The following is a 12589-nucleotide window of genomic DNA, read 5'->3' on the forward strand; positions in this document are numbered from 1 at the left end:
GCAGTGCCGGTTTCATCTGGATTTTAAGCAGATATATGCTGTTTGTCCGCTAAATGAGTGCGGATCATGTTCTTCGCGTGGATGACAATGCGAGCTATTCTTTTAAAATACAATGACAACTCAGTTCGGTCTTCTGCGAAGATCGCGATCGCTTCGGCCAAACAGGCGCGCCCAGAGGCCGCCGAAGATCGCTGATTTATCGATTGCTTGGATATCCTGCGAGTACTCGCCTGTGTAGAGCCGGACGATCATCGTGTCCCGGAGGTCGCCCTGAAGGTGGTATGAGAAGCTCGCACAGACCGGTCCACGATGGCGCTCGCGACTTGTGCCTGTGACCGTCGCCTCAAGGTGCGGGAACCGCTCCATCTCGATCCGGATCGGCTCACCGTAGCGCAGGCCGGGATCCTCCGTGAAGGCCGCGACCCCGCCGTCGAGGGACAGGCTGATCACGCGCGCGCGCAGCACGTGCTTTCCCCCAATCTCGATCCGGGCCGGCTCGTCGGTGGAGAAGCTGTCGAGGAGCGGGCGCGCATTCTCGAAGCAGATCAGCGCGGCGATCATCAGGACCAGGACGTTGAGGGTCCCCCAGTAGGCTGAGACCACCGAGAACTCGCCCTCGCCGATGCGCGACCATTCCGGCACGATGTTGACGATGAGCCCCAGCAGCGTCACGGCGATCCAGAAAGCGATCGAGAAGAAGGTGTAGGCGTCGAACGCGTTCTCCTCGTTGCCGCTGCCCTTTGGGGTCACCCGAAACGGGACGCCGAACGGCTTGATCACGCTGGAGACCACCACGGGAAGCATGCGGAAGGTCGCGAAGGTTCCCACCGCGCTCGATACCAGCGGCAGGTAGCGCGTCGGCGTGAGCCAGCCCATGAGCAAAAAGTAGGCGGTCAGCACCGGGAGCTGGTAAAAGACGATGTCCTGTGTGCCGGTGAAGTAGAGCGGCGCCGCCCCGGTCCATAGATACACGGCTGGCACAATCAGGATCACGAATCGCACCGTATACTGCATTAGCCAGGAGAGCGGGATGAACATCACCCGTTGAAACAGGCTCAGACCTGGCCCGCGCAGAGGGCCGTTGTGCAGGTAGATCGTCTGGATGCCGCCTCGGCACCAGCGGCCGCGCTGTACGAAGTAGCCCTTCAGGTTCTCGGCCGCGAGGCCCATCGACAGGCGCTCGTTCAGGTATCGGGTCTTGTAGCCCACGTTCAGCATAGCCAGCGTGGTGAGCAGGTCCTCGGTGATCGAGTCGTGCGGGAAACCGCCGATGGCGTCGAGCGCGGTGCGACGGGCGATCGAACAAGAGCCGCAGCAGAAGCTCACGTTCCAGGCATCGCGGCTTGCAGCCATCTCGTCGAAGAACAGGCGCTGCTCGTCGGGCCAGACCTTCTCGAGAGCGAGGTTGGCCTGCACAGGATCCTTGTTGAAGAAGTGCTGCGGCGTCTGCACGATGCCGATCGTTGGATCTGTGAAGAAGGGCAGCGTGCGGCGCAGGAAATTGCGATAAGGGACGAAGTCGGCATCGAAGATTGCCACGAATTGGCCCGAGGAGACCTTGAGGCCGTTGTTCATGTTGCCGGCCTTGGCGTGGGCGTTGTCCGGCCTGACGACGTGGATGGCGCCCTTTTCCTCGCAGTAGGCGCGCAGCCAGTCGCGCCGTTTGTCGTCGAGCACGTAGACTTTGAAGCGGTCGCGCGGATAGTCGAGGGCCAGCGCTCCGACGATGGTCCGCTCCAGCACGTCGAGCGGTTCGTTGTAGGTCGGGATGAAGATGTCGACCGTCGGCAGTTCCTCGGCGCCGCGCGCGAAGAAGGCCCGCTCCAGATGGTCGGCCTCAGCGCTGCGATCGACGGTGCGGCTCATGATGACGAGGAAGAGCAGAATGTCGGCAAAGGCGCCGAGCTCGACGCAGAACACGAACCACGTCCAGATGAAGCCGAAGCTCCCGTCTGCCGGGTAGGGCAGCACGGTGTGCAGCAGGCGCCAGACGAGGTAGCGGAGGGCGACTGCAAGCACGAAGACGCAGGCGAGCGTGCGCGCCCAGCTCCGCTGCCGCGGCCAGTTCGCGATGAAGATCAAGAAGATGCCCGCAACGAAGAACGTCGGCGCGAGTGGCCAGAGTTCTTGGTCTAGGAGATGCTGAACCACAGGCTCTTCGCCCAGTTGACGACGGGATCCGCGAGCGTCTGCAGGGATGACGAGCGGGCGAACCGCACCTGGACGGTGCGTCCGACCTGGCAGAAGTTCGCGTAGTCGATCTGCATGTCGCTCGGATCGAGGGCGACACGGATGCGGGCGTTCTTGCCGCGGCTCTTCGGGGGCAGCGCGGCGAGGACCACTTCCTCGACGGCAGCGGCCGAGCCCCGAACCGACAGAACGTGGCCGCCGATGACGTCCGAGGTGCCAAGAAGACGCACATCGGCACGGTCGCCGGGCTTGATCTCATCGTAATCCACTTCGTCCACGAGGATGTCGACGAACAGGTCGCGACAGTCGAGCAACCGCATCAGCTCGTTGCCGACGACCACGTTGGAGCCCGCCACCACGTTGTTGCGCCAGATCACGCCCTTGAAGGGCACTTGCACGGCCGCGAAGGAGAGCCTGTCGTTGCGCGCCCGCTCCAGATGCAGCTGACCGTTCAATTGCTGAATGCGCGCCTTCTCCGTGCGGATCTGAGCCTCGACATTGGCGAGCTGGATGGTCACTTCATCGGTGCGCTGCTGCGAATAAGGCACATCGTTCCGACCCTCTCCCACGAAGGTACCGCGCTTGAGCGCGTCGAGCTGGCGCTGCAGCCGCTCCAGCTCGGCCTTGGCAATGTTCTGCTCGCTCGTGGCCGCTACCGACGCCGCCCGCGCTTGCTCCACTGAGCTGCCTGCCACCACGCCGGTGGCGCCGAGTGTCTGTTTGCGCGCCAGGTCGGCCTCCGCGGACGCCTTGTTGGCCTGCGCAGTGCTGATCCGCTGCTGGCGGATGATGATCTCCTGCTGCACGCCGACGATGCTGGCCTGCTGATACTCCTTAAGCCGGGTGACCAGATCCGCCTTGAGCGCGGAGAGATCCTTGGCCTGGATCTCAAGGGCCTGCAGCCGCTCCTTTGCGGCTCCAAGATCCGCGTCAAGCTGCGCTTCGGCCGTGCGCGAGATGCGGTCGTTGTTGATGAAGAAGACGCTGGTCCCTTCCGGCAAGGCCGTGCCGACCTTCGGAGGGGTATCTGAGACCACGCCCTCGATCGGAGCCGAGACCAGTGCGAACCGCGCGTTCACGGTTCCGTCGAGACTCGTATAGCCGGTAAAGCCGGGCAGCAGAACGATCACGACGGTCGCAAGGAGGGCGAGCCCCACGCCGATGCGGACGAAGCGCGTGTTCCAGAACATTCTCCCCCATCCGTACCCGTCATGGCGAGGCGGTGCTCCGCTGCTTCGAGACCTTGCTGATCACGAGACGCCCGTGGAGCGGCAGGAAGCTGAACGCTCAACCTGTGATTTTTGATCCTTGCCATTTACACCCACTGGTTGTGCTCATCCCCCCATCCTTGACCACGATCGTACTCCCTCTGCCCCTTCCGAGGGCTGGCAGACAGGGCACCAGTTGGAAAACACTTTTCCAGGAGCTGACCCTGCCGTCCCCCGGCTGCAGCTTGATGAGACACATGGCATCGCCATGGTGATACTTTGAGTTAAGCTTTTTCGCTTGCGGACATTCTGCTGACCAGCTTCGTTGGGCAGCTCCAGCTCCGATCGGCGGTCACTCCGGAGTCTGCTCGGTCGAAAGCAGTCTCTCGTACGGCCAAGCTGATTGGATTTTGATCCTGGCCTTTGTAGCCTCATGCCGAATTGCGGACGGATCCCAAGGCCGAGCAAAGACCGGCGCTAGCTAGATCCCAAAATCTACAGTCCACCACCGACCAAGCGAATGGCTTTATCCTCTGCAGTCATATCGCCATCTGTGAGATCTTTCAGTCGCAGGACCTGATCATCATTGAAGATCAGATGGTGTCCTTGGTGCGCTCGGAGGAATGACCATATTTGAATATCATCCGATGTGTACAGGTGGCCACCTGTGCCATCTTTCGAGCTATGCCCAACCCATCGCTTAACGCCGCAATCTAGGCATCCGAGCGCATAGAATCGCGCCATCGCAGGCCTCCCGTTTACCTAGAGTTTTATTGTGTCCCGGGTCGGCCGGGTTCGCCGAGCACTTTAAACCAACCCCAGAGGTACTTTCAAATGACCCACAAGGCACTCCTCGCGGCGCTGGCGCTCGCCTGCGTCCTGTCCTCGTTCGCGATCCCGCACGCGGCCTTCGCCGAGGGCGTCACCGCACCGCCCGCCGCGATCGTCCTGCCCTGGGGCGACTGGATCGTGGCGCTCGGCCAGGCCGTGACCGCCGTGCTGGTGCCCGTGCTGGTCGGCCTGATCAGCCGGGCCTTCTACCAGGTCGCGCCCTGGGCCATGCTCGCGAGCTTGCCCCTCGCAATGACCGGAGTTGATAGGAGGCGGACATGGCAAGGCGCATGGTAAGCTGTGCCGATGCCCGACCTTGCCTTTGCCGCTGCCATCGCGGTTGTCGCCGCGCTCTACTCGGCTGTGGGCCAAGCAGGCGGCACCGGCTACGTCGCGCTGATGGGGCTGGTGGGGTTCGCTTCCGAGACGATCAAGCCCACCGCCCTTGCGTTCAACATCTTGGTGGCAGCGCTGGCCTGCATCCGCTTCTACCGAGCGAGGCTGCTGAGCTGGCGGGCCTGCTATCCCTTTGGTGTCCTGGGCCTGCCGTTCTCGCTGCTTGGTGGAGCGCTGCACCTGCCGGCTGCAACCTACCAACCCGTGGTCGGGGTGCTGCTGCTGGCGGCGGGGTTCCAGATGCTCCGGGGAGCGCGAACTGCCGTTGACAAAGCAGGGCTGCACCCGCCGCCCTTCCGAGCGGCACTTCTGACGGGTGGAGTGATCGGGTTGGTCTCGGGTGTGACTGGCGTCGGTGGCGGGATCTTCCTGGCCCCTGTGATCCTGACGCTTGGCTGGGCCGACACACGGCAAACAGCCGCGATCTCGGCGACCTTCAACCTTATGAACTCAGCCGCCGCACTCGCCGGTGCATGGGCAACCATGCCTGCACTGCCGGCGGCTCTACCCTTCTGGCTGGCTTGTGTCGGCAGCGGTGGTTTGGTTGGCTCATGGTTAGGAGCGCGCCACCTCCGCCCGCGCACCATGCGGCTGTTGCTGGCGGCCCTGCTGCTGGCTTCGGCCGTGCGCATGATCGCCACGTCCTTGTAGCTAGGCTCTCACCCTGCCGATTCCGGCCTCTGATAGGCGACTCCGCGCTCAATCCAACATGCGCCTTGTCATCATAGAACCGCTGCTACCCACCCATCTCGGACCTTTCGAGTAAGTACCCAGCGTCAGGCTCCGATCACGCGCGTTCGGCAGCCTGCCGCTTCGCCATCTCGTATGCCGTCTTCAGCGAGTGATGCTGCCCGCACAGGCATTGCCCGTTCGCCAGGTCGAGGGCCGCGCCGCCGTCCTTCCGCTCCACGATGTGGTCGGCGAACATCTGGCGGCGCAGGAAGGGCTGGTGGATCAGGACCGCGAGACCCGGGGCCGTGCGTCCGCGATCGCGAACGGCAGCTGCGGGCCGGCCTCGTGCAGCACTTCGAAGGTGGCGCGTTAGACGTCGCTCAGCGACCACAGGTCGAGCCGGTCACGGGGCAGGGGCGCCTCAGGCATTGATCCGCGTCCGGCTGCGGGAGCACCGATCGCATGCGACCTGCTCCACCATCAGGCCGCGGCAGGTGGAATAGCCGACGGTCCGCCCGCCTGGAGCGCCGAGGTGACGAAGCCGGCCCGCAGGTTGGTGAAGCCGGCGCGCCGAGGTCCGCTGAAAGCCCTCGCCATAGGGCGGGACGGACGCCTTCAAGACCGTCGCCACGCCGATCCTCAACGATATATGCTTCAGATCGCGAGCAAGGCCGCCTCGAACGAGATCCTGAAGGCCCTATTCGGCGACCTCATCGGGGGTGGTAGCAGCGCTGCCAGCGGCGGCAGCGGACGGTTGAGCAGCATCGTCGGCGCGTTCGCCGGAGCCTCGGTCGCACCCGGCATGGCGACCGGTGGCCTTGTCACGGATGGGGTACCGAACCGCGATCGCGTCCCCGGACCCTCATGCCTGTGAGTTGGTCCTGAAGCGGGTCGGCCGTGGACGTCATCGGCCGGGAGACCTTCGACCGCATGAACACCATGGGCGCGGGCGTGATGGCGAAGGCTCCCCCCGGTGGAACCGGCCCGGTTCGGCAGCTCGGCGCGGGCCGAGTCCACGGTCCATGGGTCGACCGCGACCAGGTGCCGGGCCGGAACGCGATCGTGCACATGATCGGCGACGACCTCCAACGCGGCGGCTCGATCCGTCAGCTCATCAAGCGTGTGGCGGTTGGAGGATAGTTTCCAACGCGAACGCATGACAGCTCGGCATCGGTGCTGCTGGCTATGGGAGCGAACCGGTAGCCGTCACGGCCCGCAGCCTTGGCGGCGTACAATGCCATGTCTGCGCGATGCAGCGCTCGATCGAACGGTTCATCGTGAGTGGTGAACGCGACGCCGAAGCTTGTGGTCACCACGGTATCAGTCGGCAACAAAGCATATCGGTTCTGCCGCCCAAGCCATTGCAGTGCCTCAAGATGTACGCGCGCAGCTGCTGGCCCGCAGTCTGGAACCAAGATGCAGAACTCCTCGCCGCCAAAGCGGCCGTGGAGTGCATCGTCTCCGAAGTACGCGCGGAGATTGGCGCCGAAAGATCGAATGACTTCGTCCCCGCCCGCGTGACCGAAACGGTCGTTGATTGATTTGAAGTGATCCAGATCTGCGAGAATGATAGCTGAGGGTCGTTGGGCCGACAACCGAAGCACGGCCGGCACCCGTTCAAGGAAGGCGGCGCGGTTAAGGATGCCTGAGAGCGCGTCCTGCTGTAGGCGCAAGCGCGTCTCCGCCATCACCTCGACGACGACCAGTCCGATCAGAGATAGCCCAAGGAGCAGCGACAGGATGCCCCCGGCCGTTTGCGAATAGAATGCGTAGGAGCTGACGACGTAGTCCCGCACGCCTGGACCACCGCCGGCAATCCCGGCCAAGACACCCTTCAGGGTAAACTGGATCGCGCTGAGACCGAGCACCGCGGCAAGCGCAAGGTCGACAGGGCGCCGCGGCGACGTTCGCAATACGAAACCGGCACCGATGGCGAGCATAAGCGAGAAGGGACCTTGGTAGCCCAACGCCCATTCCCAACTGCCGCGTCGAAGGTCGAAGATCACGAGAGCGTTGAGCAGGACCGCGGCAATTAGGATGGCGGCGAGCCAACTGATGGATGCCTGTGGTCTGTAATGACGGACGAGCCCAGCGGTAATGGCTGTCATAGCCAGCATCAACGAACCGAACGAAGCTGTGGAGGTTAGACGCACGGACGGAATCGTTGACGCCATTGCCTCGACCGATACCGTGGTCGCGGCCGCGAAGAAGCCTGCCGCACACCACCCCCCGAGCTGCACACTGGACCGCCATGTGAGAGCGAGGAAGGCGACCGCGAACGACAGCCCTATGGAAAAGTTGATGACGAGCAGGAAGGTTGCGCTGTTCGCCGTCGCATGCACAGGACCGCCTCATCGAAGCCGCATACCGGCACCCGTATCGGTGCTGCCGGTAGCGTCTACCCTACTCGCAATCAGGCGGCCACGGGCTGCGGTCCGCACTATACCCCTACCGCGGCCCGCCACTGCGACGCATCGCGATCTCCTGGCCCTCTTCGTTCAGCGCCCCGGACGGTGCGCGCGTCTCGTCCGGGATCGAGCGCATGCCCTCGTTCGAGGCACGTGTCGTCGGCCGGCTCACGGCCTTCTTCATCGCGAGAGCACGCCGCGAATGCGTGGCCGTGGTGCTGCGGCGCCGCTCCTGCTCCTTGCTGACGCGTTTCACGGCTGCTGCCAGCAGCGCCGCCTTCTCCCGGGTGCCGGTGTTGTCCGAGGCGGGACGGGCACCGGAGGGGGCTGCCTTGCCCCGCACCTCGCGTCGCTGACGGCGCGAGACATCGCGGGCACGGTCGCGTCGTTCCCGGAGGAGTCTGATCAGCTCGGAGAGCTGAGTATCACCGACCGTTCCCAGATCCGGCCGGTGGGAGCGGCCAACCAGATCGGCTTCGTTGGCATCCAACAGCCGTTGCTCACGGCGCCGCGATACGGACATGCGATCCTCCTGCTGCTCATGATGATGTGTCGCCAACATCGTCAGGATCGGGAGGTTGCAGCCTCTCGGTGGAGAGGGTGCAGGCGCGCACCGAGGCGGCTCGCTGCCGGGATGATCTCAGGCGCTGGCGCGTTGAGGATCGCCCAACCGGCTCCAGTCTTCATGATACTTCGAGAGAGCATAGGCTTTTGGCTGGAGCCAGTACGAGACCCTACCGGCACCGTTCACGCCTCGGTGGGCCGCGTTTCTCACCTCCTCCAGGGTCATCACGTAGCAGATCGGCGCGGCCGAGTTCGCGAGCGTGGTGATGATCCACCACGGTGACCGGAGCGATGTCAGGTCACCATCGTGAGGCCAAATGCCGGGGTGCAACAGGCGAGACCGCCCCACCGGGGGGCAAGAACAATAGGCTGGGGTGCTGCGCGAGCTTCAGGCAGCCTGCGCCCTGAAGGAGAAGAGCATCGCGGGCATCGTGGGGGACCGATTGGTCCGGACTTGCGGCGCCGCCGTTTTCGAGCTTCCAACGCGATGGCTGTTCGCGCTGATCGGGCGAGGTCGGCGAGCCCCCAAGCTTGAGCCTACACGGTCGCTGGGGTGCCGCCGGATCGCGCGACAACGCCGAACCTCTCGAGCGGACCGCGATCTGAATCCAGCTAGGCCAGCACGTCGGCCAGGATGGCGGGAATCTCGCCGGGGATCTCGCGCGCGAGGAAGCCGATCCCCCCGTGGCGTCGGGCCAGCCGCCGGCCCGCCTCGCCATGCGCGTAAACTCCCCACAGGGCGGCCGCCGCCGGGGCCGTGCCGCGCGCCAGCAGGCCGGCGATGAGGCCGGCCAGCGTGTCGCCGGAGCCCGAGGTCGCGAGACCGACGTGACCGGCCGCGTAGCACCACGCTTGCCCGTCCGGGGCGACGATGTGTGTGCGCGCGCCCTTCATCACCGTGACCGTGCCGAACCGCTCCGTCGCGGCGCGTGCCGCAGCCAGCGGCTCGGCCTCGATCGCCGCACGCTCCCGATCCAGCAGCTTCGCCATCTCGCCCGCATGGGGCGTGATCACCGCAGGCCTGGGCAGGTGACGCGTCAGAGCGGGATCGCTGCGCAAAGCGGCGAGAGCCCCCGCGTCGAGCACGACCGCGCCGTCTCCGACCGCCCGGATCAGGGCCGCCACAAGGTGCTCGCTCTCGGCGTCCTCGGCCATGCCGGGACCGGCGAGCAGCGCGTCGCAGCGCTCGGCCGGGCTGGCCAGCGTCTCCGCGGCGGTGCGGCTGATGCTGCCCCCTTCGCTCTGGGGCAGCCCGATCACCAAGGCCTCGGGCACCGCGATGCCGATCGGGATCGCGAGATCGCGACAGACCGCGAGCTGGAGCTTGCCCGCACCCGCCCGCATCGCCGTGTTGGCCGCCAGCAGGACGGCTCCCGGCAATCCGATGCACCCGGCCACGATCAGGACGCGTCCCCGTCCATCCTTGCTGTCGCTGTCCGGTTCGGGCAGCGCCATGTCGCGCAGCAGATGCTCGGTGACCGGCGTGAGCGTATCCATGGGGCTTCTCCCGATGAACGCCGCGGAGCGGCTCCGTGGTGCTAGAGCCGCGCCCGATCGCGTTGCGACGGGGCACGGCTCCAAGCCGTTGTTGTGACGCGCTCTCTTGCGCCGGAACGGCATCCACTTCGGCTTGAGAGCAGTCTAGCTGTCGTGACCTGGCGTTGTTCGGCCGTTATTTGGCTGCGGCATTGGTGTCGGGCTCAGCGGTGATGGGGGCGCCCTCCGCCTCGAGGGGCGCGACGAAGTTGTAGCGGATCAGCGAGAGGCCGCCGTCGGGGCCGAGATCGGGCGAGAACGCGTACTCGGTCACGCTGGAATTCGCGACGTCGCCCTCGGCATCGATGGCCAGAATCTCGGCCTCCGTCAGGTTCTCCAGGAGATAGCGCAGGCAGAGGACGACGACCTGATGGCCGACGATCAGGACGCGCCGTCCGCCGTGATGGAGCGCGAGCGTGTCGAGCGCGCTGCGCAGGCGCAGGATCACGTCGCACCAGCTCTCGCCGCCGGGTGGGCGGTGATAGAACTTGCCGAGATCCCGTCGAAGCTCGGCCTGTTCGGGATGGTGCTGCTCGATCCCGGCCCGGGTCAGCCGGTCGAGGATGCCGAACTCCTTCTCGCGCAGGCGCTCGTCCTCGATGAGGCGCGGCGCGCCGGGCACCAGCCCACCTTCGGCGCGGATCGCCTCGGCCGTCTGGACCGCGCGCCGATAGGGCGACGCGAGCACGAGCTCGGGCCGCGCGCTTTCCGGCATGTCCGCGAACCATCGGCCGATCGCGTCCGCCTGCCGGTGGCCGAGCGGGCTCAGCGGCACGTCCACATCGCGCTCCGGGATGTCGATACGGGCCGCACCTGCGGCGTGAGCGGCATCGCGGGCCACGTTGCCGGAACTCTCCCCGTGCCGCACGATCCAGAGACGAAGCGGGTATCTGTTCGGCACGAGGATCTCCGGGGCGGCGCGCGGTTCCGCCCGGGCGCAACGCCTCGCCGGTAGCCGCGTTCCGGCGGAGATCGCGTCGACGCGGCGCGGCGGCGTCCCCGGTCCGATCCGGACGCACTTGCCACGCGGCGTTGCGGATCTCGGACGCCGGGCTTCTGCCCGCGATCAGGTCATTCCATTCGGAGAGGAAGAGACCTGTTCCGCGCCCCTCGGATCCGGCTCCGCCGATCTGCGACGCAGTGCCCATGTTCGGAACTTCCGGTCGAAGCGAGCGGTTCACGCCTCCCGTCCGCTCCTGGCATGGCAAGAGACCGGCGAACCGTGCATCTCTCCAGTTCCGTGTTGCGCTTCCTCGTGGCGGAGAGCGAGCCGCCCGAGGCGCGCGAGGACCGGCGCGCGAGCGTCGGTCGCTCCTCGGGCGAGACCTATCGCGAGACCCTGCGAAGCCTCGCACCCGGTGCCGAATGCCATCGGGTCAAGCCCGCCGATGCCGGGGCCGCTCTGCCTCCAGGCGAGAGCCTCGCGGGCTACGACGGCGTGTTCCTGACCGGCTCGCCGCTCCACCTCTACACGGACACCCCGGAGACGCGGCGCACGGTCGCGTTCATGCGCGCGGTGTTCGCGTCCGGCACGCCGTCCTTCGGGTCCTGCGCGGGACTGCAGGTGGCGACCGTGGCCGCGGGCGGCACGGTTCGGGCCAATCGGCGTGGATTCGAGGCTGCCTTCGCCCGGCGGATCACCCCGACCGGGGAGGGCGCCGGCCACCCCCTCCTGGCTGGCCGGCCCGCCGCCTACGATGCGCCGTCGATCCACACCGACGCGGTCGAGACGCTGCCGGACGGTGCGGTTCTGCTGGCCAGCAACCGCGTCACCGCGGTCCAGGCGGCCGAGATCCGTTTCGACGGCGGCGTGTTCTGGGGCGTGCAGTACCATCCCGAGCTTGCGCTCGACGAGGTTGCCGGCGCTCTGCGCCGGCAGGCGAACGGCCTGATCGAGGCGGAACTCGCTGGGAGCCGAGCCGAGGTGGAGGCCTACGCCGATCAGGTCGACGCGCTGCATCGGGCACCCGGCCGGCGCGACCTGGCTTGGCGGCTCGGTCTCGACGATCAGGTCATCGATGCGTCGAAGCGCCTGACGGAATTGCGGAACTTCATCGATGCCCTGGACGGGACACGAGACATCGTCCGCCGTTGAGCCGCGCGGCGGGATCGGAACGCGGACCATTGCCGCATCCTCGTCGGGGCCCGGCGATCGGCTCCCGGAGTGTGGGGCCGTGAGAGCCTGACAGGGGACGTCGAGCGATGTGGGATCGGACCCGAGGGTCGGCACCGGCCTGCCGCCCCGTGTCCGTCAGGCGACCCGTGCCGAGGGGCGTCCCGGAAGCCGGGGGCATTCGCCAGAGCTAGAGCCGTTCCCGATCGCGTTGCAATCGCAAACGTCTAAGTCTCTGTTTTGACACGCTCTCTATCGCCAAGCCGGCATCCACTTCGGCGGAGAGCGCTCTAGGCGCTGGCGAACTCGGCCGCGTCCGCGCGCGCCCAGCGCCGCCCGAGGCCGACGCCGATGCACGCGGCCAGGCCGAGCTGCTCCAGCTTGGCGCAGGCCGCAAGGGTAGGGCCGACCCGCTGCGTCGTCGGCAGCTTCGCGCGCCATCGGATGACGGTCGCGCTGACGAACTCGTCATCGAGGGCACGCAGCACAGCCTGCTCGACATCGGTCAGGCAACGCAGAAGCGTGTCGGAGTCGGCCTCCGGTCCGTCGAGGATGGGGGCATGCATCGCCATCGGGGCCGGCTCCGCAATCGCTCACAAGAGCGGCGCATCCGGTTCGGGATGCGCCGCCGGTTGGAAATGCCCCTTTGGGAAGGTGCGGTGTCAGCTTAG

Annotated in this window: 13 protein-coding genes; 5 read left to right on the top strand and 8 right to left on the bottom strand. The window is 66.2% G+C overall.

The genetic code is table 11. The annotated features are described in order from the left end of the window. Positions 1 to 120: 120 nt before the first annotated feature. Positions 121 to 2151 carry a glycosyltransferase family 2 protein gene (locus tag MET9862_RS02035; RefSeq protein WP_142581442.1) on the bottom strand — a complete coding sequence of 677 codons (2031 nt, stop codon included), beginning with the start codon at positions 2149 to 2151 and terminating at the stop codon, positions 121 to 123. Next, positions 2133 to 3380, bottom strand: coding sequence for an HlyD family secretion protein (locus MET9862_RS02040; RefSeq protein ID WP_142581443.1), 1248 nt, complete (start codon positions 3378 to 3380; stop codon positions 2133 to 2135). Before MET9862_RS02040 ends, MET9862_RS02035 begins: the two co-directional genes overlap by 19 nt. Before the next feature lie 852 nt (positions 3381 to 4232). On the opposite strand from MET9862_RS02040, the gene MET9862_RS02045 reads away from it, so the two are divergent. After that, on the top strand, positions 4233 to 4526 hold the full coding sequence (locus MET9862_RS02045; RefSeq protein WP_142581444.1) for a hypothetical protein: 294 nt from the start codon (positions 4233 to 4235) through the stop codon (positions 4524 to 4526). A gap of 9 nt (positions 4527 to 4535) precedes the next feature. Next, positions 4536 to 5276 (top strand): sulfite exporter TauE/SafE family protein, encoded by a 741-nt coding sequence (locus tag MET9862_RS02050; protein WP_142581445.1) that lies wholly within the window; start codon positions 4536 to 4538, stop codon positions 5274 to 5276. 136 nt (positions 5277 to 5412) lie between these two features. On the opposite strand, the gene MET9862_RS02055 is transcribed toward MET9862_RS02050, so the two are convergent. Next, on the bottom strand, positions 5413 to 5553 hold the full coding sequence (locus MET9862_RS02055; protein ID WP_142581446.1) for an HNH endonuclease signature motif containing protein: 141 nt from the start codon (positions 5551 to 5553) through the stop codon (positions 5413 to 5415). A gap of 393 nt (positions 5554 to 5946) precedes the next feature. Between MET9862_RS02055 and MET9862_RS02060 the strand changes: the two genes are divergently transcribed. Together MET9862_RS02060 and MET9862_RS02065 are read left to right on the top strand one after the other, a co-directional pair. Then, a complete protein-coding gene (locus MET9862_RS02060; RefSeq protein WP_142581447.1) occupies positions 5947 to 6171 on the top strand; it encodes a hypothetical protein in 225 nt (74 codons plus the stop codon). Between the two features lie 23 nt (positions 6172 to 6194). Beyond that, entirely contained in the window at positions 6195 to 6437 is a 243-nt protein-coding gene (locus MET9862_RS02065) for a hypothetical protein (protein WP_142581448.1), read from the top strand. Here the strand turns inward: MET9862_RS02065 and MET9862_RS02070 are convergent. From MET9862_RS02070 to MET9862_RS02085, 4 genes are all read right to left on the bottom strand, one after another. Then, positions 6404 to 7639, bottom strand: a complete 1236-nt coding sequence (locus tag MET9862_RS02070; RefSeq protein ID WP_142581449.1) for a GGDEF domain-containing protein — start codon at positions 7637 to 7639, stop codon at positions 6404 to 6406. The genes MET9862_RS02065 and MET9862_RS02070 overlap by 34 nt on opposite strands. A gap of 106 nt (positions 7640 to 7745) precedes the next feature. Continuing rightward, on the bottom strand, positions 7746 to 8228 hold the full coding sequence (locus tag MET9862_RS02075; protein ID WP_142581450.1) for a hypothetical protein: 483 nt from the start codon (positions 8226 to 8228) through the stop codon (positions 7746 to 7748). A gap of 653 nt (positions 8229 to 8881) precedes the next feature. Then, positions 8882 to 9766, bottom strand: coding sequence for an NAD(P)H-hydrate dehydratase (locus MET9862_RS02080; protein ID WP_142581451.1), 885 nt, complete (start codon positions 9764 to 9766; stop codon positions 8882 to 8884). A 175-nt stretch (positions 9767 to 9941) separates the two neighbouring features. Continuing rightward, a complete protein-coding gene (locus tag MET9862_RS02085; RefSeq protein ID WP_142581452.1) occupies positions 9942 to 10706 on the bottom strand; it encodes a histidine phosphatase family protein in 765 nt (254 codons plus the stop codon). 321 nt (positions 10707 to 11027) lie between these two features. On the opposite strand from MET9862_RS02085, the gene MET9862_RS02090 reads away from it, so the two are divergent. Next, positions 11028 to 11900 carry a type 1 glutamine amidotransferase gene (locus MET9862_RS02090; RefSeq protein ID WP_210248082.1) on the top strand — a complete coding sequence of 291 codons (873 nt, stop codon included), beginning with the start codon at positions 11028 to 11030 and terminating at the stop codon, positions 11898 to 11900. A gap of 308 nt (positions 11901 to 12208) precedes the next feature. Here MET9862_RS02090 and MET9862_RS02095 read toward each other — a convergent pair whose 3' ends face one another. Further along, positions 12209 to 12490 (bottom strand): hypothetical protein, encoded by a 282-nt coding sequence (locus tag MET9862_RS02095; RefSeq protein ID WP_142581453.1) that lies wholly within the window; start codon positions 12488 to 12490, stop codon positions 12209 to 12211. Between the last annotated feature and the right edge of the window lie 99 nt (positions 12491 to 12589).

It is taken from the genome of Methylobacterium symbioticum, from assembly GCF_902141845.1.
Lineage (GTDB): Bacteria > Pseudomonadota > Alphaproteobacteria > Rhizobiales > Beijerinckiaceae > Methylobacterium > Methylobacterium symbioticum.